At 74.0% G+C, this 25,426-nt stretch carries 24 protein-coding genes; 15 read left to right on the forward strand and 9 right to left on the reverse strand.

Annotation, left to right across the window (positions count from 1 at the left end; genetic code table 11):
• Positions 1 to 570 precede the first annotated feature (570 nt).
• Positions 571 to 1,002, reverse strand: a complete 432-nt coding sequence (locus ACF08D_RS03445) for a hypothetical protein (protein ID WP_392220812.1) — start codon at positions 1,000 to 1,002, stop codon at positions 571 to 573.
• Positions 996 to 1,466, reverse strand: coding sequence for an ATP-binding protein (locus ACF08D_RS03450; RefSeq protein WP_392220813.1), 471 nt, complete (start codon positions 1,464 to 1,466; stop codon positions 996 to 998). Before ACF08D_RS03450 ends, ACF08D_RS03445 begins: the two co-directional genes overlap by 7 nt.
• A gap of 209 nt (positions 1,467 to 1,675) precedes the next feature.
• On the opposite strand from ACF08D_RS03450, the gene ACF08D_RS03455 reads away from it, so the two are divergent.
• From ACF08D_RS03455 to ACF08D_RS03465, 3 genes are all read left to right on the forward strand, one after another.
• On the forward strand, positions 1,676 to 2,539 hold the full coding sequence (locus tag ACF08D_RS03455; RefSeq protein ID WP_392220814.1) for a helix-turn-helix domain-containing protein: 864 nt from the start codon (positions 1,676 to 1,678) through the stop codon (positions 2,537 to 2,539).
• Positions 2,540 to 2,785, forward strand: coding sequence for a DUF397 domain-containing protein (locus ACF08D_RS03460; protein ID WP_392220815.1), 246 nt, complete (start codon positions 2,540 to 2,542; stop codon positions 2,783 to 2,785). It abuts the gene before it with no gap.
• A 94-nt stretch (positions 2,786 to 2,879) separates the two neighbouring features.
• On the forward strand, positions 2,880 to 3,668 hold the full coding sequence (locus ACF08D_RS03465) for an SAM-dependent methyltransferase (RefSeq protein WP_392220816.1): 789 nt from the start codon (positions 2,880 to 2,882) through the stop codon (positions 3,666 to 3,668).
• On the opposite strand, the gene ACF08D_RS03470 is transcribed toward ACF08D_RS03465, so the two are convergent.
• From ACF08D_RS03470 to tgmA, 5 genes are all read right to left on the reverse strand, one after another.
• On the reverse strand, positions 3,665 to 5,575 hold the full coding sequence (locus ACF08D_RS03470) for a M64 family metallopeptidase (RefSeq protein ID WP_392220817.1): 1,911 nt from the start codon (positions 5,573 to 5,575) through the stop codon (positions 3,665 to 3,667). The two genes, ACF08D_RS03465 and ACF08D_RS03470, sit on opposite strands and share 4 nt — an antisense overlap.
• A 66-nt stretch (positions 5,576 to 5,641) precedes the next feature.
• Positions 5,642 to 6,964 (reverse strand): 6-phospho-beta-glucosidase, encoded by a 1,323-nt coding sequence (locus ACF08D_RS03475; protein ID WP_392220818.1) that lies wholly within the window; start codon positions 6,962 to 6,964, stop codon positions 5,642 to 5,644.
• A gap of 32 nt (positions 6,965 to 6,996) precedes the next feature.
• Positions 6,997 to 8,778, reverse strand: a complete 1,782-nt coding sequence (locus ACF08D_RS03480; protein WP_392220819.1) for an FAD-dependent oxidoreductase — start codon at positions 8,776 to 8,778, stop codon at positions 6,997 to 6,999.
• 171 nt (positions 8,779 to 8,949) lie between these two features.
• Positions 8,950 to 9,897, reverse strand: a complete 948-nt coding sequence (gene tgmB / locus ACF08D_RS03485; RefSeq protein WP_392220820.1) for an ATP-grasp ribosomal peptide maturase — start codon at positions 9,895 to 9,897, stop codon at positions 8,950 to 8,952.
• A 23-nt stretch (positions 9,898 to 9,920) separates the two neighbouring features.
• Positions 9,921 to 10,115: a putative ATP-grasp-modified RiPP gene (gene tgmA, locus ACF08D_RS03490; RefSeq protein WP_392220821.1), complete on the reverse strand. Its 195-nt coding sequence runs from the start codon at positions 10,113 to 10,115 to the stop codon at positions 9,921 to 9,923.
• Positions 10,116 to 10,245: 130 nt separating this feature from the next.
• Between tgmA and ACF08D_RS03495 the strand changes: the two genes are divergently transcribed.
• Positions 10,246 to 10,725: a YchJ family protein gene (locus ACF08D_RS03495; RefSeq protein ID WP_392220822.1), complete on the forward strand. Its 480-nt coding sequence runs from the start codon at positions 10,246 to 10,248 to the stop codon at positions 10,723 to 10,725.
• Positions 10,726 to 10,858: 133 nt separating this feature from the next.
• Here the strand turns inward: ACF08D_RS03495 and ACF08D_RS03500 are convergent, their stop codons facing one another.
• A complete protein-coding gene (locus tag ACF08D_RS03500; RefSeq protein WP_392220823.1) occupies positions 10,859 to 11,119 on the reverse strand; it encodes a hypothetical protein in 261 nt (86 codons plus the stop codon).
• A gap of 194 nt (positions 11,120 to 11,313) precedes the next feature.
• Positions 11,314 to 12,543 (reverse strand): helix-turn-helix domain-containing protein, encoded by a 1,230-nt coding sequence (locus ACF08D_RS03505; protein ID WP_392220824.1) that lies wholly within the window; start codon positions 12,541 to 12,543, stop codon positions 11,314 to 11,316.
• 591 nt (positions 12,544 to 13,134) lie between these two features.
• Between ACF08D_RS03505 and ACF08D_RS03510 the strand changes: the two genes are divergently transcribed.
• The 11 genes from ACF08D_RS03510 to ACF08D_RS03560 all read left to right on the forward strand — a co-directional run bounded on the left by ACF08D_RS03510 (position 13,135) and on the right by ACF08D_RS03560 (position 25,421).
• The gene (locus ACF08D_RS03510; protein ID WP_392220825.1) at positions 13,135 to 13,788 is read left to right on the forward strand and encodes a hypothetical protein; all 654 of its coding nucleotides are present in this window, start codon (positions 13,135 to 13,137) and stop codon (positions 13,786 to 13,788) included.
• 490 nt (positions 13,789 to 14,278) lie between these two features.
• Positions 14,279 to 15,664: a DUF6801 domain-containing protein gene (locus ACF08D_RS03515; protein ID WP_392220826.1), complete on the forward strand. Its 1,386-nt coding sequence runs from the start codon at positions 14,279 to 14,281 to the stop codon at positions 15,662 to 15,664.
• Positions 15,665 to 15,850: 186 nt separating this feature from the next.
• A complete protein-coding gene (locus ACF08D_RS03520) occupies positions 15,851 to 16,834 on the forward strand; it encodes an ABC transporter ATP-binding protein (RefSeq protein ID WP_392220827.1) in 984 nt (327 codons plus the stop codon).
• A complete protein-coding gene (locus ACF08D_RS03525) occupies positions 16,831 to 17,706 on the forward strand; it encodes an MlaE family ABC transporter permease (RefSeq protein ID WP_392220828.1) in 876 nt (291 codons plus the stop codon). Before ACF08D_RS03520 ends, ACF08D_RS03525 begins: the two co-directional genes overlap by 4 nt.
• A 2-nt stretch (positions 17,707 to 17,708) precedes the next feature.
• Complete coding sequence (locus ACF08D_RS03530) at positions 17,709 to 18,515, forward strand: MlaE family ABC transporter permease (RefSeq protein WP_392220829.1); 807 nt, start codon at positions 17,709 to 17,711, stop codon at positions 18,513 to 18,515.
• The gene (locus tag ACF08D_RS03535; protein ID WP_392220830.1) at positions 18,512 to 19,747 is read left to right on the forward strand and encodes an MCE family protein; all 1,236 of its coding nucleotides are present in this window, start codon (positions 18,512 to 18,514) and stop codon (positions 19,745 to 19,747) included. The genes ACF08D_RS03530 and ACF08D_RS03535 overlap by 4 nt, the downstream gene beginning before the upstream one ends.
• On the forward strand, positions 19,744 to 20,775 hold the full coding sequence (locus ACF08D_RS03540; protein ID WP_392220831.1) for an MCE family protein: 1,032 nt from the start codon (positions 19,744 to 19,746) through the stop codon (positions 20,773 to 20,775). Before ACF08D_RS03535 ends, ACF08D_RS03540 begins: the two co-directional genes overlap by 4 nt.
• A complete protein-coding gene (locus ACF08D_RS03545; protein WP_392220832.1) occupies positions 20,772 to 21,896 on the forward strand; it encodes an MCE family protein in 1,125 nt (374 codons plus the stop codon). The genes ACF08D_RS03540 and ACF08D_RS03545 overlap by 4 nt, the downstream gene beginning before the upstream one ends.
• Positions 21,893 to 23,134: an MCE family protein gene (locus ACF08D_RS03550; protein ID WP_392220833.1), complete on the forward strand. Its 1,242-nt coding sequence runs from the start codon at positions 21,893 to 21,895 to the stop codon at positions 23,132 to 23,134. Before ACF08D_RS03545 ends, ACF08D_RS03550 begins: the two co-directional genes overlap by 4 nt.
• Positions 23,131 to 24,264 (forward strand): MCE family protein, encoded by a 1,134-nt coding sequence (locus ACF08D_RS03555; protein ID WP_392220834.1) that lies wholly within the window; start codon positions 23,131 to 23,133, stop codon positions 24,262 to 24,264. Before ACF08D_RS03550 ends, ACF08D_RS03555 begins: the two co-directional genes overlap by 4 nt.
• On the forward strand, positions 24,264 to 25,421 hold the full coding sequence (locus tag ACF08D_RS03560) for an MCE family protein (protein ID WP_392220835.1): 1,158 nt from the start codon (positions 24,264 to 24,266) through the stop codon (positions 25,419 to 25,421). The genes ACF08D_RS03555 and ACF08D_RS03560 overlap by 1 nt, the downstream gene beginning before the upstream one ends.
• Positions 25,422 to 25,426 lie beyond the last annotated feature (5 nt).

A 25,426-nucleotide genomic window follows, 5' to 3' on the forward strand; every position in this document is an offset into this window, starting at 1 on the left:
CTCCCTTTACATGCACCTGACATCCAGGTGCACGGGAACCCCCGGTGCGGCAGACAGTAGGGAAACCCGCGGCGGACCCGATACGGGGAAAACCCTTGTCACCCCCCGAGGGGCGGGGGAGGGGGCGTCACGACGGCCGGGCGGGCGCGGGGGAGCGGTTCACCGGACGGAACGGCACGGTGACGGAGTGCGTACGTGACGGGAGTACGGACGGGAGTACGGGCGGGCGCCCCGTGTCGCCCGCCCGGCCCGGGGCTCCGGAGCGGAACCCACCCGGCTGGGGCCCCGGAGCGGAACCCGCTCGATCCCCCGGGCCCGCGAGGGGGCACCCGCGGCTCGCGCGGCCCCGCCCCCCAGCCGGGGCCGCGCGAGCCGGGCGCCCCGGGCCCGGGGGGGGGGGCGCGGCGGGGGGGGGGGGCCCATGGCGGGGGGGGGCCCCGGGCGGCCCCCCCGCCCCCCCCCGGGGCCCGGGGGGGGCCCCCCGGGGCCGCGCCCCCCCCCCCCCCCCCGGGGGGCCCGCGCCCCCCGGCCGCCGCGGGCCCTGGCGGAGGGCCGCGGCGGTGAGGTGGGTCAGAGGGGGGTGCCGACGCCCGGGACGGACCAGGCGGGGGCGACCCCGGTGAGCTGGCAGATCATGAGGTACAGCGGGATCGGCGGGGTGTACGGCGACGTCGTGTCGGGCCGGTGGATGAGCCGCGGGCGCCGGTCCGGGACGCGCGCCTCCACCGCGTAACAGGCGGGCAGCGGCCAGCGCAGATCGGCGTCCGAGCCCGCCGGGACGATCCACCACCACCAGTCCGTGTCGGCGAAGACGCAGCCGTTGCCGGGCAGCCGGGACATCAGCCGGAAGCCGTGGCGCGCCGGCACACCGACGGCGTCGCAGCCCAGGGCCGCGGGGAGGGAGGCGGGCAGGGACAGGCGTATCTCGCCCTCGGGCGCGTCCTGCCGGACCGGTCCCGGACGGCCACGCGCCGACAGCAGCGTGGCCATCGTCCTCAGCACGTGCCCCCCAGGTCCGAGCCGTGCGCCAGCTCCGCCCAGACCACGCGTCCCGCTCCGTGCCGCGCGTCGTGGGCGCCCCACGCGCTGCTGACCGCGTCCACCAGCAGCAGGCCCCGGCCGCCCTCCTCCGGGGAGCCGCGCCGCAGCCGCGGCGCCGCCGCCGGGCACCCCTCGTCCTGCACGGTGACCCGCAACCGCTCGCCGCAGTCGCGCAGTTCGCACACCACCCGGTGGCTGGCCGTGTGCACCACGGCGTTGGTGACCAGCTCGGAGACCACCAGGGTCACGGCGTCGCTCACGGTGGCGTCGACGTCCCAGAGCAGCAGGCGTTCCTCGACCAGGTGCCGCGCTCTGGCCGCGGACCGGGCGAGTGCGGGAAGCTCGAAGGAGAAGCGGCGGACGTCGGCGGAGATCGGCGGTCGTGGGGCCATGAGCCGGGGGGTGAGCGCGTTACCAGGAGCCACGACCGATTCCTCACAGTGGGGGAGCGGTGCCGCCCCGCCTCTCCATGGCGGTTGCGGCGACCGAGTGAACTGGTTCACCAACTGGTTCACCGGAATACTTTCCTCCCGACTCGGACACTTGGCAAGTGGCACTCTGAAAATTGCAGAGTGCGGTGTTCTCTCTGCCCGTCGCATGGCACACTCGGGGAAACAGCGTGGGGAGGTCACCAGTGAGCGAGCCGCGGTCCGCCCCCACCGTGGGACAGGTCGTACTCGGCAAGCGTCTGCAGGATCTGCGGGAGCGCGCGGGCCTCAAGCGTGAGGAGGCCGCGAAGGTGCTCCGCGTGGCCCCGGCCACGATCCGCAGGATGGAGACCGCGGAAGTCGCGCTGAAGATCCCGTACGTGCAGCTGCTGCTGCAGGCGTACGGGGTGCCCGCCGACGAGGCGGAGGGCTTCGTCCGGCTGGCCGAGGACGCCAACAGACCCGGCTGGTGGCAGCGCTTCCACGACGTCCTGCCCGGCTGGTTCAGCATGTACGTGAGCCTGGAGGGCGCCGCCAGCGTCATCCGGGCCTACGAGCCGCAGTTCGTCCCCGGCCTCGTCCAGACCGAGGACTACGCGCGCGCCATCCTGCGCGGCGGGGCCCTCGGGCAGGTCGGGCAGGACGACATCGAGCGCCATGTCGCCCTCCGGATGGAACGCCAGTCGCTGCTCACCCGCCCCGACGCCCCCAAACTGTGGGTGATCATGGACGAGACGGTGCTGCGCCGACCCGTGGGCAGCGGCCCCGCCGTCATGCGGGCGCAGATCGACCGGCTGCTGGAGGCGGCCGAACTGCCCAATGTCACCCTCCAGCTGGCCGAGTTCGCCACCGGCCACCACCCCGGCACCTACGGACCCTTCGTCCTCTTCCGCTTCGCGATGCCGGAGCTCCCGGACATGGTCTACAGCGAGTACCTGACCGGCGCCGTCTATCTCGACGCGCGCCCCGAGGTGGCCTCGCACCTGGAGGTCATGGACCGCATGGCGGCCCAGGCCGCCACGGCACAACGCACGAAGGAAATCCTCCGGGGTTTCCGCAAGGAGCTGTGAATGGATAGCGCGAAGCGCATATACAACGGCATGCCCGCCGCCGAACTCGGGGCGGAGGGGTGGCACAAGCCGTGGAGCGGGGGGAACGGGGGCAACTGCGTCGAGGCGATGAAGCTCGCCGACGGCCGGGTCGCGGTCCGCCAGTCCGCCGACCCCGACGGGCCCGCGCTGATCTACACCCACGGCGAGATCGCCGCCTTCATCCAGGGGGCCAAGTCCGGCAAGGCCGACTTCCTCCTCACCTGACGGCGCCGCCGGCCGGCCCGCACGTGCCCCGCCACCACCCGCCGAGCACCATCCGCACCGACCAGTGTCCGCAGCAACCAGGGGGAGCGCCCGTATGACCCGGATCGACACCAGCAAGCCGCACCCGGCCCGCATGTACGACTGGTTCCTCGGCGGCAAGGACAACTACCCGGTCGACGAGGAGATGGCCAAGCAGCTCCTCACGCTCGACTCCCGCGGCCGGGACATGGCCCGGGTCAACCGCGCGTTCATGCACCGGGCCACCCGCTGGCTCGGTGCGGGCGGCGTCCGCCAGTACCTGGACATCGGCTCCGGCATCCCCACCGAGCCCAACCTCCACCAGATCGCCCAGCAGGTCGCCCCCGAGTCCCGGGTCGTCTACTGCGACAACGACCCGATCGTCCTCGCCCACGCCGAGGCGCTGCTGCGCTCGACGCCCGAGGGGGCCACCGAGTACATCCAGGCCGACGCCCGCGAACCGGAGGGCATCCTCGAACGGGCCGGGACCATACTGGACTTCACCCGGCCCGTCGCCCTCTCGCTCCTCGCCCTGCTGCACTTCGTGGACGACGAGGACGGCGCCTACGAGCTGCTCCGCCGGCTCGTCGAGCAGCTGCCGTCCGGCAGCTACCTGGTCCTGTCGCACGTCACCGGCGACTTCGACCCGGCGGGGGCCGAGAAGGCGCGTGCGATGTACCGGGAGCGGGGCCTGACCCTGCGGCCCCGCTCCCGCGAGGAGTTCACCCGCTTCTTCGAGGGGCTGGAGCTGGTCGAGCCCGGGGTGAGCCTCACCGCGGACTGGCACCCCGAGCTGGGCGAGGCCGTCCCGGTCGCCGGCGACGCGCCGATCCCGGGGTACGCGGGCGTGGCGCGCAAGCCCTAGCGGGTGGCAGCCGGGCGCACCAGCGTGACGAGGAACCTCTTCGCCGGGCCGGTGTTACCGGCCGCGTCGATCGTCCGGTACTCCACGGTGTGCGTGCCGTACTCGGGGGTGGCGTCGTCCCACGGCACCGCCCGGGGCGTGCCCAGCCTGCCGTACACCAGGCCGTCGATCTCCGTGCCGCCCGGGGTGAACCGGAACGGCGCGGAGGCGTCGGTGGGCCAGCCGTAGTACGTGTACCAGCCGTCGCCGTCCACCCGGAACCGGCACACCACCGGGCCGCCCCGGTCGTCCCGCGCGGTGAGCCGCAGGGTGAACGGGCCGTCGTAGACGTACTCCACGGGCCGTCCGGGACGCCGGACCGTGCGCAGGGGTTCCGACAGCTCGTACGCGGCCCTGGCCGGAGTCGCGTCCACCGCCCAGCGCAGCTCCCGTCCGGTGCCCGCGATCCGGGCCGTCAGGGTGTGCGGGGTGCCGGGCCGCAGCCGCAGCGCCGCCAGGTCCAGGTCGCGGTCGTTGCCGGGGTTGGCCAGCGGGCGGCCGTCCAGCCGCCAGTGGACGGCGAGGGTGCGGTCGTCCGGGTGGGTGGTGTCGGCGTACACCACCTGACGGGCGCCCACCGGCGCGCCGGTCGGCGTGTGCCCGGTGAACCGGGCGGCCACCGGCTCCGGGCGGGTGGTGACCGAGGTGTCGACGGTCCACGACACCCTGCGCGTCAGCGCCGCCGACCCGCGCACCGCCGGGTCCCGCACGAACGGTGTCGGGTCGGTCACCGTGGCCGTCAGGGTGTGCCGGCCGGGGGCCACGCCCAGCCGCCGCAGGTCGACCGTGCGGGCGCCCGCCGTCCGCGGCACGGGCCGGCCGTCCAGGGTCCAGGTGACGTCCAGTTCGCCGCCCAGCGGGTGCAGGGTCTCGACCCACACCGTGCGGTCGGCCCCCACCGGTGCGGTGTTCGGGGTGTGGCCCTGCACCAGGTTCACCTTCGCGGAGACGGCCCGGACCATCACTTCGCGGGACACCTGGTCGAAGGCGTACCCGAGGGTCTTCATCAGGGAGTGCCGGCTGGGGCGGGCCACGCCCGTGGTGCTGTACAGGCCGCCCTCGTACCGCCCGATCACCCCGCCGGACTCGCTCTCCTCGCCGAGCCAGCGCCACCACTTGGCCTTCCGCTCCCGCATCTGCCGCTCGGTGAGCACGGTGTGGTGGGCGGAGTCCGGCTCGCCGCCCTCGTGGGCGCCGCCGGGTATGCCTCGCCGGTAGTAGTCGTACTCGTCCTGGAGCCCGCCCAGGGAGTGGCCGATCTCGTGCGGGGTGATCAGCGACGACAGGGCGTTGCCGCCGGACGCGGTGGCGTAGGTGCCGCCCGCGCCGCCGTAGGTGTCGCTGTTGGCGAGCGCGACGATCTGCCGGTTGCCGGGGGTGGTGCCGGGCACCAGGTCGGCCAGCGCGGTCGCCGCGCCGCTGTCGACGGTCAGCAGCCGCCCCACGCTCCCCGGGTCGCAGCCGCCCCAGAAGCCCATCCCCAGCGGGGTGTCGCGGCGCGGCGCGTCCAGCCCCGGGTCGCAGTCCACCCCCGACTCGGGCGACGGCACCTCCACCGCCCAGACGTTGACGTACGAGCGGTACGAGGCGAACGGCTCGATGCTCCACAGCACGCCGAGGTGCTTCTCGACGTCCGCGCGGAACTCGGGGAGCTGGCCGGCGGTGTAGCCGTCCCCGAGCAGCACCAGGTTGAACCGCCGGTCGGCGGGGCCGGTGGTCTGCACGGGGACGACGGTGGCGCCGGCGGTGACGCCGGGGCCGGGCGGGCGCTCCCCGGCGGTGGCCGGGGCGGGACCCACCAGGGCGGTGGTGAGGAGGCAAGCCGCGCCGGTGAGCGCGGCGACACGTCCGGGGCGAGGGGCAACCATGGGGCCGGAGCGTACGGTGCGCCCAATGGACCGTAAAGACACGGTGTTGGCCGCCCGTGGCCGCTTTCACGCCAGGTACGACAGGCCCGGGTGCTCCCGGGTGTACGCGTCCAGCAGCCGCCGCGCCACCGCCACCGAGTCCACCAGCGGGTGCAGCGCGAAGGCCCGTACCGCCGCCGCGCGCGACCCGGTCCCGGCCGCCGCCAGCACCTCGCGCTCGGCGGCCTTGACCGAGGTCACCAGCCCCACCGCGTGGTACGGCAGCGGTGTCACCGCCAGCGGGCGGGCGCCGCCCGCGTCCACCGCGCACGGCACCTCCACCACGGCGTCCTCGTCCAGCACCGGAAGGGTCCCCCGGTTGCGGACGTTCAGGATCAGCGTGGCGCGCTCGTCCCGGGCGACGGCCCGCATCAGGGCCAGCGCCACCTTCTCGTACCCGCCCGGCTCCAGGTCCTCCCCGGCCCGCTCCCCGGCGCCCGCCGCGTCCCGGTTGGCGGCCATGTAGGTCGCCTCCCGCTCGGCCAGGGCCGTCCGCCAGGTGGTGAGGGACGGCCGGCCGTAGAACCCGGCCTGCTGCTCGCTCAGGTAGGCGCCGCGGGTGAGGCGGGCCTCCCGGTAGGCGGCCACCGCCTCCCGGTTGAAGTAGTAGTAGTGCAGGTACTCGTTGGGGATCGCGCCCAGCGACCGCAGCCAGTCGGCGCCGAACAGCTTCCCCTCCTCGAAGGAGCCCAGCGCCTCCGGGTCCGCCAGCAGCAGGGGCAGCCGGTCCCGCCCGTCCACCCGCACGCCCCGGAGCCAGCCCAGGTGGTTGAGGCCCGCGTAGTCGAGGAACGCCTCGTCCGGATCGGCGCCCAGCAGCCGCGCCACCCGCCGCCCCAGCCCCACCGGCGAGTCGCAGATGCCGATCACCCGGTCGCCCAGCACCCGGGACATCGCCTCCGTCACCAGGCCCGCCGGATTGGTGAAGTTGATGACCCAGGCGTCCGGGGCGACCGCGGCGACCCGGCGGGCGATCGCCACCGCCACCGGTACCGTCCGCAGCCCGTACGCGATGCCGCCCGCCCCGACCGTCTCCTGTCCCAGCACCCCCTCGGCCAGCGCCACCCGCTCGTCCGCCGCCCGCCCGGCCAGCCCGCCGACCCGGATCGCCGAGAACACGAAGGCGGCGCCCCGCAGCGCCTCGTCGAGATCGGTGGTGGCCGTCACCTCCGGCGCGTCCGGCACGCCCCGCGCCTGCTCGGCCAGCACCCCGCCGATCGCCGCGAGCCGGCCCGGGTCCACGTCGTGCAGCGTGACCCGGGTGACCCGCCCCTCGGCCCGGTCGGCCAGCAGCGCCCGGTACACCAGCGGCACCCGGAATCCGCCACCGCCCAGAATCGTCAGCTTCATACCGGTCACGCTACTCGGCGGCCCCGGGCCGGTCAGCCCAGGTCGAGCGCGTTGCGCAGCCCCAGCCGGTAGCGGATGAGGTCGTGCCGCTTCAGCGCCTCGATCTCCGGCGCGCGGAACAGCGGCTTCACCACGCACCGGGGCGCGTCCGAACCGGCCCGGTCCAGCAGCGCGTTGACCGCCTGGCGGGCGGCGGCGTTGGCACCCTCCATCGTCGCCAGGTCGATGTCGACCGCCACGTAGTCGCCGGCCAGGAAGAAGTTGGGCACCGCCGTCGCCGCGGGCGGGCGCAGGTGGAAGGAGCCCACCGGGTGGATCAGCAGCTCGTCCTCGTTGGTGGGGTTCGGGGTGCCGAGACCGTCCACCCCCGGATCGAGGAACCAGGAGTGCAGCGCCCCGTCCTTGAGCACGGTCCGGCCCGTGTCGTTGAGGGCCGCCTTCAGCTGCGCCCACACCTCCCGCGCCACCTGCTCGCGGGTGCACTGCCTGGCCGGTTTCCCGTACAGGATCCCCGGCTTGTCCCACTCCGAGATGTCGACGGACAGGCAGTCCACCACGGTCCCGTCGCCGTAGTCGGCCGGGAAGTCCCGCCCGGGCCAGTGCCCGGCCTGTGCGATACCCGTCAGCGACCAGGGCGAGTCCACGCAGTTCACATGGCCGTGCACCATCGGCGGGCGCTCGGTCAGATAGAACTGGATGCCCGTCATCCAGTCCGTCCGCAGCAGGTCGCACCGCGCCAGCCGGGGGTCCGCCGCCCGCAGCGCCGTGCCCCAGGTGCGCCGGGCGTGCTCCACCGGCAGGGCGCTGACGTAGTGGTCGGCGGTCACCGTGGAGCGGACGCCCCCGGGGTCCTCCACCAGCGCGCCGGTGACCCGCCCCTCCCCGTACCGCACCTCCCGCAGGGTCCACCCGATCCTGAACTCCACGCCCAGCGACCGCAGATGGGCCTCCCACGGGTCGATCCACGCCTCGTTCGTCGGGGCGTCGAGGATCCGGTCGGGCGGGCCGTCCGCGCCGCGCCCCAGCGCGTTGAAGACGAACGCCTCGCCCAGGGTGCCGACCGTCCGGGTGCTGGCCTCCTCGGCCCTGGTCGCCACGATGTTGCGGGTGACGCCGATCGCCAGGATCCGCTGGTACGTCTCCGACATCCGCGCCGCCCGGGTGAACTCCCACCACGGGGTGCGCTCCCACACCTCGTCGCGCCGCTCGTCGCAGCTGGTGAGGAACACCAGGGCGCGGTTGACGAAGTACACGGCCTCGTGGAGGGGCAGCCCGGTGGCCGTCTCGACGAGGGCGGTGAGCGCCCGGCGGATGTCCTCCAGCGTCAGCCGGGCGGGCTGGTGGCCCGGCCACGGGATGGGCATGCGCAGGTCCTCGCGGCCCGTGCGGGCGAACATCATCTCGGGCGGTGCGACGAGGTTGCCGAAGACGCCGTCGGGGTTGCCGGGGAAGGGGATGCGCCGCATCGTGTCCGGCAGGTTGTGGTAGATGCCCGGGATGAACCGGAACCCGTGCTCCGCGGGCAGCGGTCTGCGCCCGCCCCTCGCGCTGCCGGGCACGTCCATGCTGCGGGCCTTGCCGCCGAGCGCCCGCCGCTCGTAGACGGTCACGGAGAAGCCCCGTTCCGCCAGCTCGTGCGCGGCGGTGAGCCCGGCCACCCCGCCGCCGAACACCGCGACGGAACGGCCCGGTGCGGCCCGCCGCGCCGCCGCCGCGCGGGCGGGCGCGGTGGACAGGGCGCCCACCCCGGCCGCCCCGGTGACGGCGGTGGCGCCCGCCATGAAGGTGCGTCGCGTCGTACCCGTACGGTGCATGCCCCACCCACCCCTGTCCCCGCTTTACCCGCGGTAACGGTCACGTCGGACGCAGGAGCATAGGGCCGCCCCGCCCGGCCCGATAGCACTGCGGATGCCAACCACCCGGTTATGGCGCATTACTGACGGGTCGTCGGGCGACGCGGGCCGCAACGGGAGGGCCCCCGGCGGTCACCGGGCGAGCGCGCCCGCCCCCGGAGGAGCCCCCAGCCACTCCGCCACCGAGGCCGCGATCGGCAGCCCGGTCTCCAGCTCCACGAAGCCGAACTGGCCCCCCTGGTTGCACTCCAGGAACCACCACACCCCCTCGGCGTCCTCGGCGAAGTCGAACGCCGCGTACGCCAGTCCGGCCAGGTCCATGTACTCCCGCACCGGCCGGGCGACCCGGTCGGGCACCGCCACCGGTTCCCAGCGGTGCCCCGTCTCCCCGAAGCGCCCGTCCACCTGGTCCTCGGCGGCGGCCTTGCGGGCGGCGAACATCCGCCCGCCGACACAGGTGAGCCGGACGTCCGCCCGCTTGGCCACCAGGCGCTGGAGCAGCGTCGGACCCGCCGCCACCCCGGAGAAGTCGGTGCCGGGCTCCACCAGCGTGGTGGGCAGCGCCACCGGCGGGTCGGTCCGCGGCGGCCCCGACAGGGACTTCACCACCACCGGCCCGTGCCGGGCCGCGAACTCCTCCGCCACCCGCGGGAAGGTCGTCACCAGCGTGGGCGGCACGGCGAAGCCGCTGTGGTGCGCCACCCGCAGCTGCCAGGGCTTCAGCCGGGCGCGCGCCGCCTCCCGGGGATGGTTCATCCAGCGCGCCGTGGTCGCGTACAGCACGCCGTAGAGCGCCTGCGCCGTCTCGGCGGTCAGCCACGCCGACGCCTCCGGCGCGTGCGCGGCCGGCTCCCCGGGGCGGCGCACCCACACCGAGCGCAGGGCCCCCGAGCCCGCCATCCGCCCCTCGGAGGAGAGGTAGCAGTGGAAGTCCCCCGAGACGTACTCGGCCGACAGGTCCGCCCCACCGGGCAGATCGGCGGGATCGAGCCGGACGAGCGGCACGCCCCGCTCGTGCAGCTCCGCCACCACCATGTCGGCCGTGACGTCCTGAGCGCTCGTCAGGATGAGAACGGTCATCAGCGTGTGCCCGGCCGGGTCGCTCAGTCGTCGAAGTGCGTCTGCGAGCCGGCGGTGGACGTGGTCGTACCGGCGGCCAGCAGCAGGGCGCGGTCGCTGATCGCCGGGCGGCCGTCGGCCAGGACGTTGAGCTGGAGCGCCGGGTCGTAGTGGTAGAGCGCGCTGACGTCCTCCGAAGCCTTCTGCGGACGCGCGTAGCTGCACGCGAACGGCTGCATGATCCCCTCCATCACTCGTCAACTTCGGTCATTGTGACGGTACGCGTTCGAAGTGCGGTGATCTCATTACGCTCCGTGGCGGTCCCGCCACCGGTCCGCGCCCCCGCCGGCGCCCGGCAGAATGGGAACCATGTCCCGACGCAGCCCCGCCCGCCGTGCCTCCCCCCGTCCGACCTCCCGTAACGCCCGTCCCGAGGGATCCGGACGAACCGCCTCCGCAGTCGGCCCGGACAGCCCCTGCCCGTGCGGACTGCCCTCCCCGTACGCGGCCTGTTGTGGCCGTTTTCACACCGGTGAAGCCCTCGCTCCGACCGCCGAGCTGCTGATGCGGTCCCGCTACAGCGCCTTCGTCGTCCGTGACGCCTCGTACCTGCTGCGCACCTGGGCGCCGGCCACCCGCCCCCGGACCGTGGACTTCGACCCGGACATGCGCTGGACCGGCCTGGAGATCACCGCCACCACCGAGGGCACCCCGTTCCACACCACCGGCACCGTCACCTTCGCCGCCGGCTACACCCACCGGGGCGAGCCGGGCGCCCTGCGCGAACACAGCCGGTTCGAGCGGGCCGACGGGGCATGGGTGTACGTGGACGGGACCTTCACCGACTGATGTACCCCGGGCCGGGACCCGCCTACCGCCGCCACCGCCCGGGGCGGCCGGTTCGTGCCGCCGTCGTGCCGTGCCGCCGCGGCCGGCCTCGTGCCGCCGCCCCGCCGTCCCGCCGCGGCCGGCCGGGGCGTGCTCAGCGCCAGGCGGCGCCCGGCCGCAGCAGCAGCCCCGGGTTGTACGCGCCCAGCACCTTGTTGGCGCGGGCCAGCGCCGCCAGCGCGTGCTCCCGGTCCGCCTGGTCCTCCGGGCACAGCGGGCCGCGGAACCGGTAGACCTCACGCGCCGCGCACTCGGCGTCGACCTCCGCCTGAAGGATGCCGATCGGCATGCACGCCCCGATGAGGGCGGCGACCCGGTCGGGGATCGGGACGGGGACGAGGGGGGACGCGGTCACGTGGTGTCCTTCACTGCTGTGCGCTGCTGGTGGCAGCAGTCCGTTTGCTGTGCTCCCTCCATGGGTACAGCATCAGGTTCGCGTTTTCCCCAAGGGTTTGTATCTGTGCTGCAACCGTTTACCCATGAGACCGCTGTCTTACGGTTCTGCCGGACTCGCCACCGGGTCCGGCTCGGCGTTGTACGGTGGCGAGTTCAGCGCCCGGCGCGGCGCCCGCCGCTCCCCGCCGCCCGCAGGTGCAGCGCCCGCAGCACCGCCTCGGTGGCGAACCGGGACCTCGGCTCCGCGAGCCGGCCGCCGAAGCGGGCCTCCAGATTCCGCATCCGGTAGCGCACCGTCTGGGGATGGACGTCCAGCAACTCCCCCATCTGTGCGGCGGTCCCATGGGTGTCCAGCCAGATGCGCAGGGTCTCCACCAGCCGGTCGCGGCGCGTCGGGGTGAGCCCGGCGAGCGGGGCCAGCTCCCGCTCGGCGAGCTGGTCCACCAGGGCCGGGTCGGCCAGCAGCCAGAGGGTGATCAGATGGTCGGCGCACAGGGTGAGCGGGGCGTCCTCGACGACCCCGGTGTCGATCAGCTCCAGCACCCGGCGCGCCCAGCGGAGCGAGTCGGCGGCGGAGGCGAGCGGCACGGTGAGCCCCGCGGCGGCCCGGGCCGAGGGCAGCGCGGCCTCCAGCGCCTCCCGGCGCGCCTCGTCCAGCGGGCCGGGCAGGAGCAGATGCGGCTGAGGGTCGCTCAGGTCGACCAGGACATCGTTGTCCAGTTTCCCGGACCGGGAGACCCGGGCCGGCGGGCGCAGCGCGACGAGCGTCACCCGGTCGGGCAGCGGCCACCCGGTCTGCTCGGCCAGCTCGGCGACGGCGGCGCGCGGCACCGGCGGCCCGGCGAGGACCAGGTGCAGCAGCCGTCTTCGTAACGACTCCGCCTGCTCCACCGTCTCCGCCCGCACCTGGAGGTACCCCTCGCGGGACAGCGCCTCCAGCTCGTCGACATAGGCGAACAGCGCGTCGGCGAAGCTCAGCATCAGGGTGGGGGAGAGGTTGTAGCGCCGGCCCACCTTCTTCGCCCGCCGCAGCGCGACCCGCGCGCCCAGCCGGTAGGCGCCCTGCAGGGTCTCCAGGCTGCGCCCCTCGTACGCCTCGAAGCGGCCGAACCGCCGGCACATCTCGTCGCGCAGGGTGGTGGGCGCCGAGGGCGAGGCGACCAGGTCGGCGAAGGCGGAGATGCTCTGCTCCACGCCGAGCCGGATCGCCTGCCCGTACGGGCCGTTGAGCAGGCGGGCGTACTCCGGATAGGCCCGGGTGACCTCGATGCCGATCTCCTGGATGAGGCTCGGCAGTTCGGGCCGGATGATGGCGGCGAACTCCTGGGGCAGCGGCCCCAGTGGCTCGCCCGCCTCCGACGGCTGGGTGATGGATCGCGCCATGGCGGATGGCCTCTCCTTCTCCGGATCGTCTGCTGGGTCCGCGGCGACCCGTCCGCGGAGGTCTCTCCGGACGGACCGGTGGGGGAGCGGGGCGGGAGTGGGGCGGGAGCGCGTGTGGGGGGAAGCGCTCCCACGTACGGGGGAGTTGAGCACTTCGTGAGTGCCGAACATAGACCAGGAGCCGTCCCGTGCGCACCGGTCCGGACCTTTGCCGGGCGCCTCGTGGACCGATCTGGCCGAACCGCGACCGTCGCGCCCCGGCGGGGGCGGCCCGAGGGGCGGGAGGGCGGCGTCCTTGCTCACTTCCCGACAAGAACTCTTGGCGATCTGTGGCCCGGTGGACAAGAAAATACCCGCCGGTAAGAGGACCCGGGAAAACTTACGGGCGAGTATTGCGCGGCCCGGTTACTCGCTCGTAGCGTCAATCGCGCAAGGTGCTCCACCCGGTGGCCGAAGGAATTGGGCCACGGGCTCCGTGAATCCGCGTTCCGTGCAATGAGCCGCCCTCGCTCTCCCCGGCGCGTACGAGCCGCATACGCGCCGGTGATGAGCGGACGTCAGGTACGCCACGTCCCCTCAGGAGGAAAATCCGTGCGACGCATCACCAGAATTTCCGCCATTTCCGCCGCCGCATTACTCGCCGCCGCCGGAATCTCCGCGACGACCGCGTCGGCCGCCCCCCAGGCCCAGTGGACCGTCAGCAACCCGGCCGCCAGCGACGCCTTCAGCGCCACGAACGTCCCGGGCGTCACCGCCGTGCTCACCAACGTGACCACCGGCGCCACCATCACCTGCACCGTCTACGCCGCCAACGGCACCGCCGTGGACGGGGTCTACAGCAGCGGCACCGGGCTCGCCACCCTCGCGAGCGCCACCTTCGGCACGGCCGCCACCAAGTGCAACGGGCCCCTCGGGTCCAAGTGGGTCTCCTCGTCCGCCCAGCCCATGAAGCTCAACGGCGTCTCCTACAGCGGCGGCGTCACCAAGGGCACCCTCACCGGCGTCAAGGTGAACCTCACCGGCACCAGCCTGCTGGGCACCTGCAACGCGACCATCGAGGGCTCGGCGAACACCGGTACGTACACCAACTCCTCCGGTGTCCTGGAGATCGTGCCCGACACCACACCGGCGCTCACGGTCACCAGCGCGTCCGGCTCCTGCGCCGGTCTGATCAACACCGGCAACAAGGCGAAGTTCGGCGCGAAGTACAAGGTCGCGCCGGTCATCACGGTCACCAGCCCGTAACCGCGGCGCGGGCGATCCCCGCGGCGGGTCGTGCGGCCGGCGGACACCGGCCGCACGCTCGCGCGCGGGGACACTCGGCGGGGCGGACGGCGACGGGCGAGGTGGGGTGGACCGATTGGGCAGCAGTACGAGCGGTGGGCACGGACGCCGGCGCACCTGGGCGCGCACCGCGTCGGTGGGGGCGGCCGTCCTGGTGGCGGGGCTCGTCCCCGGGACCGGCACCGGTGTGGCCGTGGACGAGGGCACCCGGGCGATCGAGGCGGACTTCGCCTACCGGTGCACCGTGCCGGGCGGCCCGCCTCCGGGCGGCCCGCCGGCGGAGGGCGGGGCTCCGGGTGGTGGCGGCGCGCCGGACGGATCTGGTGGGTCGGGTGGATCTGGTGGGTCGGGTGGGTCGGGTGGGTCGGGTGGGTCGGACAAGCCTGGCGGATCGGACGGGCCAGGCGGGTCTGGTGCGTCTGGCGGGTCCGGGGCGTCCGGCGGGCCGGATGTGCCGGGCAGCGAGGGCGCCGAGGGCGGTGCCGGGTCCCCGGCCCCGCCCCGGGAGACCGAACCGTCCCCACCGCCCGAGGTCCGCTTCCCGGCCCGGGTGCGCGTGACGGCCGCCCTGCCCCGGCAGGCCGCGGCCGGCCGCCCCGTGCGCCCCACCGGCGTCCGGGTCGCCGTAGAACTGCCCCCGGAGGCGGTGGCCCGCCTCACCGCCCTCGGCGCGGCGTCCGCGAGCGGGGCGCTGCGCCTGGACGGGCGGGTGGCGCAGGGCGACCACACCGCCGCCCTGCCGTGGGACCGGCTGGCCGTCCCGGACGGGGCACTGCCCGCGACCGGGCCGTACACCGCCGAGGGCGCCGGCGGGGTGCCCACGGTGACCCCGTCCTCCGGCGGGCGGCTCACCTTCACCACCGGGCGCGTCACCCTGGACCTGCTGCTCCGGACCGCCGGCAACACGCCCACGGTGCCGCCCGGCCGCTCCGTGACCTGCGCACCCGAGCCGGACCAGGACCTGACCATCGGGACGGTCGCCGTCCTCGCGGTCCCCGGCGCGGGCGGCCGGCCCCCGGCCGTGGACGAACCCGCACCCGCCGGGCCGGGAGCGCCGGCGGGCGGGCGGCCGGTCCCCGGCGCGGGGCGGGGCCAGGGGCCCGGGGCGGCCGACGAGTGCGTGGAGAACCCGCCGGTGCCCCAGGAACCGGTACCCAGCCACGGCTACATCGCCGGGTACGCCAACGTGGCCAAGCTGGGCTCCGCCATGTTCCTCAAGGACCCCGGCCTCATGCGGGTCGACATGGCCAAGGCCACCCAGCTCTACCAGTGCCCCCGCGACGACGGGCTGATTTTCACCATGTACAGCGACGCCACCTTCGAGTACCGGGGGAAACCGCAATTGCCGCCCGCCCGCTCGACTTTCCTCACGTTCGGTTTCATGCCGACGACCGCCACCGCCGAATTCACCCTCGACGGGCCGATGGAGATCGCCACGGGGAGCTATTTCTCGCCCGACGGGCAGTTCTCGGAGGTGACCCGGGCGACCGCCAGGCTGTGGGTGCGGCTGCGTGACGTGGAGGTCAACGGCACCCCGCTGGACGTCGGTCCGGCCTGCCGCACCGCGCGGCCCATGGAGCTGACCCTCACCGGCCGGGGCTCGTACGACGCCGAGGGCCGGCCCCAGGGGTACACGGTGGTCACCGGCGGCCCGCTGACCGGCACCGCGACCCTCCCCGCGTTCCGGGGCTGCGGGGTCACGGAGGACCTGGACCGGCTGTTCACGGCGTCCCTGTCCGGCTCCGGCAACTACACCCGGATGACCCAGGGCGTGCTGTGCTCACCGGGCCAGCCGGAGTTCTGCCCCGACCCGCCGAAACCCCGGCCGGAGAGGTGAGGCGTCCGTCCCGTACGCACCGGGCGACAAGAATCCCGGCGCCGTTTGTCACGCGGTGACAAACCGTCCGGTCACCGGTGATTCATGCCGCCGCACCGCTTGTCGGGAGGCTTCACGCGACCGTAACGTGCGCTCCCCGACGCACTTTTGTCACTTCCTCAGCAAGAGCGGGACCCGGGAGTTGTGGTGGGAACAGAAGTGGTCGTCGAAGGACTCACCAAATCCTTCGGCAAACAGAACATCTGGCAGGACGTGACCCTCACCCTGCCCGCCGGAGAGGTGAGCGTGATGCTCGGCCCCTCCGGAACCGGGAAGACCGTCTTCCTGAAATCCCTCATCGGGCTGCTGAAACCGGAGCGCGGACGCGTCCTCGTGGACGGCGTCGACATGGTGAACAGCCCCGAACGCGACATCTACGAGGCCCGGAAACTCTTCGGGCTCATGTTCCAGGACGGGGCGCTCTTCGGCTCGATGTCCCTCTTCGACAACATCGCCTTTCCGCTGCGCGAGCACACCCGCAAGAAGGAGTCGGAGATCCGCCGTGTCGTGATGGAACGGATGGACATGGTCGGGCTCGTCGGAGCCGAGGGGAAACTCCCCGGGGAGATATCCGGCGGCATGCGCAAACGCGCCGGGCTGGCCCGCGCCCTGGTCCTCGACCCGCGGATCATCCTGTGCGACGAGCCCGACTCGGGCCTCGACCCGGTCCGCACCGCCTACCTCTCGCAACTGCTGATCGACCTGAACGCCCAGATCGACGCCACCATGCTGATCGTCACCCACAACCTCGACATCGCGTCCACGGTCCCCGACAACATGGGCATGCTGTTCCGGCGCAATCTCGTCACCTTCGGGCCCCGCGAGGTGCTCCTCACCAGCGACGAGCCGGTCGTGGCGCAGTTCCTCGGCGGGCGGCGCGAGGGGCCCATCGGGATGTCGGAGGAGAAGGACGCGGCCACCCTGGCGCGGGAGCGGCGCACCCCGCAGGCCGCCGCGCCCCGGGTGCTCGCCCCGCAGCTGGAACCCTCGCCCGGCCTGCCGCCCCGCGCGGCCGTCGCGCGCCGCCGCGAACGGGTCCTCGGCATGCTGCCCCGCCTCCCCGAGGCGGCCAGGACCGCGATCCTGCGCAGCTACAGCCCCGCGGGCCCGGTCGGCGGAGCCGCCTCATGACCCCGGACCGCACCCCGGCCCCGCCGCACGAGCCCGCCCCCACCACCGGCGCCGGGGCCGCGCCCCCGCCGGGCGCCACCGCCGCCCCCGCCGGCCGGGCACCGTCACGGGCCCTCGCGCCCCTGCGGGAGACCGGGCGGCTGTTCGCCCTCGCCGCCACCGTCACCCGCGACACCTTCCGCCGCCCGTTCCAGTTCCGCGAGTTCACCGAGCAGTTCTGGTTCGTCGCCAGCGTCACCATCCTGCCCGCCGCCCTGGTCTCCATCCCGTTCGGCGCGGTGATCGCCCTCCAGGTCGGCTCGCTCACCCAGCAGCTGGGCGCCCAGTCGTTCACCGGCGGGGCCAGCGTGCTGGCCGTGATCCAGCAGGCCAGCCCGCTGATCGTGGCCCTGCTGATCTCCGGCGCCGCCGGCTCCGCCATCTGCGCCGACCTCGGCTCGCGCACCATCCGCGAGGAGCTGGACGCCATGGAGGTCATGGGCGTCTCACCGGTCCAGCGGCTCGTCGTGCCCCGGGTGCTGGCCACCATGTGCGTGGCCGTCCTCCTCAACGGCATGGTCTCCGTCGTCGGCACCCTCGGCGGCTACTTCTTCAACGTGATCATGCAGGACGGCACCCCCGGCGCCTACCTCTCCGGCTTCTCCGCCCTCGCCCAGCTCCCCGACCTCTGGATCAGCGAGATCAAGGCACTGATCTTCGGCTTCCTGGCCGGCATCGTCGCCGCCCACCGGGGCCTCAACCCGCGCGGCGGGCCCAAGGGGGTCGGCGACGCCGTCAACCAGTCCGTCGTCATCACCTTCCTCCTGCTCTTCTTCGTCAACATGGTCCTCACCGCGATCTATCTCCAGGTCGTCCCCGCGAAGGGGGCGTGACCATGGCCTCCCCGCTCGCCTGGCTCGACCGCTCCGGCGACCACCTCGTCTTCTACCTCAAGGCGCTCGCCTGGATCCCGCGCACCCTGCGCCGCTACTTCCGCGAGGTCCAGCGGCTGCTCGCCGAAGTCGCCTTCGGCAGCGGCGGACTCGGGGTGATCGGCGGCACCATCGGCGTGATGATCGCCATGACCCTGTTCACCGGCACCGTCGTCGGGCTCCAGGGCCACGCCGCGCTCAACCAGATCGGCACGTCCGCCTTCACCGGCTTCATCTCCGCGTACTTCAACACCCGCGAGATCGCCCCGCTCGTCGCCGGCCTCGCGCTCTCCGCCACCGTCGGCGCCGGCTTCACCGCCCAGCTCGGCGCCATGCGCATCAACGAGGAGGTCGACGCCCTGGAGGCGATGGGCGTGCGCTCCATGCCGTACCTCGTCACCACCCGCATCATCGCGGGCGTCGTCGCGATCGTCCCGCTCTACGCGATCGGGCTGCTCTCCTCGTACGTGGCGTCCCGCACGGTCACCGTCGTCTTCAACGGCCAGTCGGCGGGCACGTACGACCACTACTTCGGCCTGTTCCTCTCCCCGGACGACGTGCTGCTCTCCATCCTCAAGGTGCTGGTCTTCAGCGTCATGGTGATCCTGGCCCACTGCTACTACGGCTTCCGGGCCACCGGCGGGCCCGCCGGTGTCGGCGTCGCCGTCGGCCGCTCCGTACGCAACGCCATCGTGCTGATCAGCGTGACCGACTTCTTCCTCTCGCTCGCGCTGTGGGGCGCGACCACGACCGTGAAGGTGGCCGGATGACCGCGCGCACGCTCCGCAGACGCCTCGCCGGGGTCGCGTTCCTGCTCGTCCCCGTCCTCCTCGTACGGCTGTCACTCGCCGTGTACGACAAGGAGTTCAGCCGCGACGCCACCGTCACCGTCCTCACCGGCAGCGTGGGCAACGAGATGCACCGGGGCGCGGAGGTCAAGCTGCGCGGCGTCGTCGTCGGCGAGGTGCGCGACATCCGCGCCGACGGCACCGGCGCCCGCCTCACCCTCGCCGTCGACCCCGGGCACCTCGGCCGGATACCCGCCGACGTCACCGCCCAGATGCTGCCGACCACCCTCTTCGGCGAACGGTTCGTCGCCCTCGTACCGCCCGCCCGCAACCCCTCCCCGCACGCGCTCGCCGCCGGGGCCACCATCACGCAGGACCGCTCCCGCAACGCCATCGAACTGGAACAGGTCCTCGACCAGCTGCTCCCGCTGCTGACCGCCGTCAAACCCGAGAAGCTGTCCGCCACCCTCACCGCCGTCGCCCAGGCCCTCGACGGGCGGGGCGCACAGCTCGGCCGCACCCTCGTCACCCTCGAAGCGCACCTGAAACGGCTCAACCCCCACCTGCCCGCGCTCAACCGCGACATCACCCACCTCGTCGAGGTCAGCCGGGTGTACGCCGACGCCGCCCCCGACGTCCTCGACGCGCTCACCGACTTCACCACCACCAGCGGCACCCTCGCCGACCAGCAGGCCCGGCTCGCCGACCTGTACGGCGCCACCACCACGGCCTCCCGGGACCTCACCGCGTTCCTCCGGGACAACCGGCACAACATCATCCGCCTCTCCGCGGCGTCCCGCCCCACCCTGGAGAGCCTCGCCCGCCACTCCTCGTCCTTCCCCTGCACCCTGCGCACCCTCGCGGGCTTCGTCCCCGCCATGGACAAGGCGCTCGGCAAGGGCACCGGCGAACCCGGCCTCCACGTCAACGTCCGCACCGTGCCCTCCCTCGGCGCCTACACCCCCGGCAAGGACCGCCCCGTGTACGACGCGACCGGCGGCGCGCACTGCTACGCCGTCCCCTACACCGGCAGGCCCGCCGTCGTCCCCAGGGCCGGCGACAAGGGCCTCGGCCTGCCCAACTCGCCGCAGGAGAACCAGCTCGTCAACGAACTGATCGCACCCGCCCTCACCACGTCGCCCCAGGCGCTGCCCGACTGGAGCACCGTGCTGACCGGGCCCCTCTTCCGCGGGGCGGAGGTGACCCTCAAGTGAAGCGCCGCTCCCTGGCCGGGCCGCTCCTCAAGTCGCTCGCCTTCGTCGTGGTGACCGTCCTCGCCACCACCGTCCTCGCGTTCTCCGTCGCCGACACGGGCGTCGGCGACACCGTCACGTACAAGGCCCGCTTCACCGACGCCACCGGCCTGGTGGAGGGCGACGGCGTCCGGATCGCCGGGGTGAAGGTCGGTCAGGTCGAGTCCGTCCGGGTCGCCGACCGCCGGGTCGCCGAAGTCGCCTTCGCCGTACGGAAGGACCGGGCGCTGCCCGCGTCGGCCACCGCCTCGATCAAGTACCTCAACATGGTCGGGCGGCGGTACGTCGACCTCGACCGGGGCCCCGGCCCCGTCGGCCGCACCCTGCCCGCCGGCGCGGTCATCCCGCTGGAGCGCACCACCCCCGCCCTCGACCTCACCCAGCTGTTCAACGGCTTCCGGCCGCTCTTCCAGGGCCTCGCCCCGGACGAGATCAACAGCCTGGCCGGGTCCATCGTCCAGGTGCTCCAGGGCGAGGGCGGCACCGTCGACTCCCTCCTCGCCCACATCGGGTCGCTCACCACCACCGTGGCCGCCAAGGACAAGGTGATCGGAGAAGTGATCAGCAACCTCACCACGGTGCTCACCACCGTCAACGCGCGCGAGGCCGGCTTCAACGACCTCGTCGTCACCCTCCAGAAGCTCGTCAGCGGCTTCGCGGGCGACCGCGAACCCCTCGGCGAGGCCATCGCCGCCATGGGCTCGCTGAGCACCGCCACCGCCGGGCTCCTGAAGGACGGGCGCGCCCCGCTCAAGGAGGACATCCGCCACCTCGGCCGGCTCTCCGGCCAGCTCGCCGACAGCAGCGACCGGATCGAGACCTTCCTGCGCACCACCCCCGCCAAGATGCAGGCCGTCGGACGCCTCGCCTCGTACGGATCGTGGCTCAACCTCTACCTCTGCGAGGCCACGGTCACCGGTGTCACCACCGACGACGGCTCCCGGCCGCCCACCGGCATCGCGATCACCGAACCGAGGTGCCGCGCATGAGACGCCCCCGCCTCACCCTCCCGGCTCTCCCGCGCCCCCGGTCGCGGCGGGCCCCCGACGGCACCGCCCGGCGGCCCGCCGCGACCGGCCGGAAACGGCCCGCCTTCACACCCGTGCGGGAACGGGACCCCGCCGTCGTCGGAGTCGTCGGCCTGATCCTCCTCGCGCTCGTCGCCCTTGCCGCGTTCCGGGCCGACGCGCTCACCGGCTCCACCACCACCTACACCGCCGACTTCAGCGAGGCCGCCGGGCTCGACACCGGCGACGAGGTCCGCATCGCCGGAGTCAAGGTCGGCGAGGTCACCGGAATCGGACTCGACGGGCCCAAGGTCAAGGTCACCTTCGAGGTCGGCGACACCACCTGGATCGGCGACTCCAGTACCGCCGCCATCGCCATCAAGACCCTCCTCGGCGAGAAGTACCTGGCCGTCGACCCGCTCGGCACCCGGCCCCAGGACCCCGGCACCCGCATCCCCGCCACCCGCACCACCTCGCCCTACGACGTCACCCAGGCCCTCACCGGCCTCGGCGAACGGCTGGACGCCCTCGACACCCGCGCCCTCGCCGAGAGCTTCCGCACCATCTCCGCCACCTTCGCCGACTCCCCGCCCCACGTACGCAGCGCCGCCACCGGCCTGTCCGCGCTGTCCCGCTCGGTCTCCTCGCGCGACGCGCAGCTCGCCGAACTCCTCAAGGGCAGCAAGCGGCTGACGAAGACCCTGGAGGGCAAGAACAGCAGCATCGCCACCCTCCTGGAGGACGGCGGCCTGCTCCTCGGCGAACTCCAGGCCCGCCGCGACGCCATCCACCAGCTGCTCACCGGCGCCCGGAACCTCGGCACCCAGCTCACCGGCCTCGTCCAGGACAACCGGCGGCAGCTCGGACCGACCCTGGCCGCGCTCGCCCGGGTCACCGGCGTCCTGGTGCGCAACCGCGACAGCCTCGACCGGACCCTCGCCCTGGCCGGCCCCTACTACCGGCTCGTCGGCAACACCCTCGGCAACGGCCGCTGGTTCGACACCTACGTCTGCGGACTCGTCCCCAAGACCTACCTGCCCCCCGGCACGCCCCCGGCCACCGGATGCATGCCGCCCAAACCCACCGGAGGCGGTGCCCGGTGACCCCCCGACGCGCCCTCGGCATCACCACCGCGCTGGCCCTCGTGGCCGTCGCCGGAGTCTTCGGCACCACCGCCCTGGACGACTCCGGCACCACCCGGATCACCGCCCGCTTCGACCGCGCCACCGGCGTGTACGAAGGGTCCGACCTGCGCGTCCTCGGGGTGCGGGTCGGCACCGTCGGCACCGTGCGCCCCCGGGGCCGGGAGGTCGAGGTGACCCTGCTGATCGACGAGGGCGTCCGCGTCCCGGCCGCCGCCCACGCCGTGATCGTCGCGCCCAGCGTCGTCGCCGACCGCTACGTCCAGCTCGCCCCCGCGTACACCGGCGGACCCGAGATCCGGGACGGAGCCGTCCTCCCCGCCGCCCGCAACGCCGCCCCCCTGGAGGTCGACCAGCTGTACGCCTCCCTCACCGAACTCACCGAGGCCCTCGGACCGCGCGGCGCCAACGCGGACGGCGCCCTGGCCGGGCTCGTCGCCACCGGCGCCGCCAACCTCGACGGCAACGGCAAGGCCATCGGCGACTCCGTCGAGCAGTTCGGCAAGGCGGCCCGGACCCTCGACCGGAGCAGCGACGACCTCTTCGGCACCCTCGCCCACCTCCAGTCCTTCACCAGCATGCTCAAGGACAACGACACCGAGGTCCGCACCGCCGAGCGGCGGCTCGCCGCCGTCACCGGCTTCCTCGCCGAGGACAAGGAGAACCTGGCCGCAGCGCTCCGGGAACTGGGCACCGCCCTCACCCAGGTCAAGACCTTCGTCCAGGACAACCGCGGCAGCCTGAAGAAGAACGTCGACCAGCTCCTCCCGCTCACCCGCACCCTCGTCGACCAGCGCGCCTCGCTCGCCGAGGCGCTCGACACCGCGCCCCTCGCCGCCGGCAACGCCCTCGCGGCGTACGACCCGGTCCACCGCACCCTCAACGGCCGCGCCAACATCAACGAACTCAGCTTCGGCCCCGGGGCGGTCGCGGGCGCGGGCGCCGGCGCCTCCGCCCGTACGCCGGCGACGGCACCCGGCGCGGCATCCGGCACCGTCCCGGACCCCGCCGCCCCCGCCGGGCTCACCCCGCTGGACACCGCCCGCCGCCAGGCGCTCCCGCCCCTACCCCTGCCCGCCGTCGGCACCGTCTACGGCACGCCAGGCACCCCAGCCGGCGGCTCCCCGACCGGCGGATCCACAACACCCGGCGGTTCCACGCCCGGCGGCTCCCCGCACGGGAAGGGAGGCGCGCGGTGAACCGGCCCACCCGCACCGCCCTCCGCACGGCCGCCCTCGCCCTGGCCGTCGCCCTCCCGGCCACCGCGACCGGCTGCGACGTCCCGCCCGGCGCCACCGGCCTGTCCGGGGTCGAGCAACTGCCGCTGCCCGGCGGCGCCGACCTCGGGGACCACCCGTACGAGATCACCGCCGAGTTCGCCGACGTCCTCAGCCTCGTCCCGCAGTCCGCGGTCAAGGTGAACGACGTCGCCGTCGGCCGGGTCACCCGCATCACGCTCGACCCCGGCGACTGGTCCGCCACCGTCACCATGCGCGTCAACGGCGAGGTGAAACTCCCCGCCAACGCCTACGCCCGCCTCGAACAGTCCAGCCTGCTCGGCGAGAAGTACATCCAGCTCGCCCCGCCCGCCAGGGCCACCGGCACCCTCCGCGACGGCGCCCGCATCCCGATGAGCCGCACCAACCGCAACCCCGAGGTCGAAGAGGTCTTCGGCGCCCTGTCGCTGCTCCTCAACGGCGGCGGCATCCAGCAGCTGAGGACCATCACGGCCGAGCTGGGCACCGCGCTGCGCGGCAACGAACCCGAGATCCGATCCCTGCTGAAACGCCTCGACACCCTGGTCGGCACCCTGGACGGCAACAAGACCGCCATCACCGCCGCCCTCGACGGCGTCAACCGCCTCTCCGCCACCCTCGCCGCCCGCGACAAGGACGTGGACACCGTCCTCACCGGCCTCAGCCCCGGCCTGAAGGTCCTGGAGAAGCAGCGCGCCTCACTGCTGACCATGCTCCGCGCGCTCGACACCCTGTCCGCGGTGGCCGTCGACACCGTCGACCGCAGCAAGGCCGACCTGATCGCCGACCTCAAGGCCCTCGCCCCGGTGCTCGACGCCCTCGCCGACTCCGGCAAGGCCCTGCCCGACTCCCTCCAGGCGCTGCTCACCTACCCGTTCACCGACGAGGTGCTGCGCGGCGTCAAGGGCGACTACCTCAACGTCTACCTCGACGTCACCGCCGCGCCCGGCACCCAGATCGTCCCCGCCCTCACCCCGCCGGGCGACGGCCCCACGCCCCCCGCCGGGACCACCGCCGGGACCACCGCTGCCGCTGGACTGCCCCTGCCCCTGCCGTCCGCCGGGAGGAACTGATGCTCACCCGCGCCACCCGGCTCAAGAACCTCGCCTTCCTCCTCGTCGGCGCCCTCGTCGTCGGACTCGTCGGCGTCCGGTACGCCGACCTCGGCCACCTCGTCGGCCTGCGCGACCACTACACCGTCCGCGTCCGCCTCGACTCCACCGGCGGCCTGTTCACCCACTCCGACGTCACCTACCGCGGGGTGTCCGTCGGCCGGGTCGGCCCCATCCGGCTCACCGACGACGGAGTGGAGGCGGAGCTGCGCATCGAGGACTCGGCGCCCCCCATCCCCGCCGACCTCGAAGCCGTCGTCGCCAACCTGTCCGCCGTCGGCGAGCAGTACATCGACCTCCGCCCCGCGTCCGGCGGCGGCCCGTACCTGCGCGACGGCTCGGTCGTCGCCCGCTCCGACACCCGCGTCCCCGCGCCCGTCACCAGCGTGCTGACCGGCGTGAGCGACCTGGCGTCCTCCGTCGACCTGGAGGCCCTGCGCACCGTCGTCGACGAGTTCGGCACCGCGCTCGACGGCCGGGGCGACGACCTCCAGGCGCTGCTGGACAGCGGCGACGACTTCGTCCGCGCCGCCGACGAGGCACTGCCCGCCACCACCCGCCTGATCACCGACGCGGAGACCGTGCTGCGCACCCAGGCCGAGGAGGGCGAGGCCCTCGCCTCCTTCGCCACCGGCGCCCGGGAACTCGCCGCCCGGCTCGCGGACTCCGACGCCGACCTGCGCACCCTGATCGCCGCCACCCCGGCCGCCGCCGGACAGGTCAGCGCCCTGCTGAAGGACCTCGACCCGGCGTTCGGCGTGGTCCTCGCCAACCTGCTCACCACCTCGGAGGTCGCCGTCACCCGGCAGCGCGGCATCGAGGAGTTCCTGGTCACCATGCCCGCCCTCGTCGCCGCCGGGGCGACCGCCGTCACCCCCCAGGGCGTCAACCTCGGGATGTCGGTGACCTTCTTCCAGCCGCTGCCCTGTACGGCGGGGTACGGCGGTACGGCGTACCGCAACGGCCTCGACCTCGGCGCCCCGCCCGGCCTCAACACCCGCGCCCGGTGCGCCTCCCCGCCGTCCAGCGGGATCAACGTCCGCGGCTCCGCCAACGCCCCCGGCGGCGGCCCGCTCCCGCCCCCGGCGACCGCCCCCGGCGCCCCGGAGGGCCGGTGAGGCCC

The sequence above is a fragment of the Streptomyces sp. NPDC015131 genome, assembly GCF_043079975.1.
Classification (GTDB): domain Bacteria; phylum Actinomycetota; class Actinomycetes; order Streptomycetales; family Streptomycetaceae; genus Streptomyces.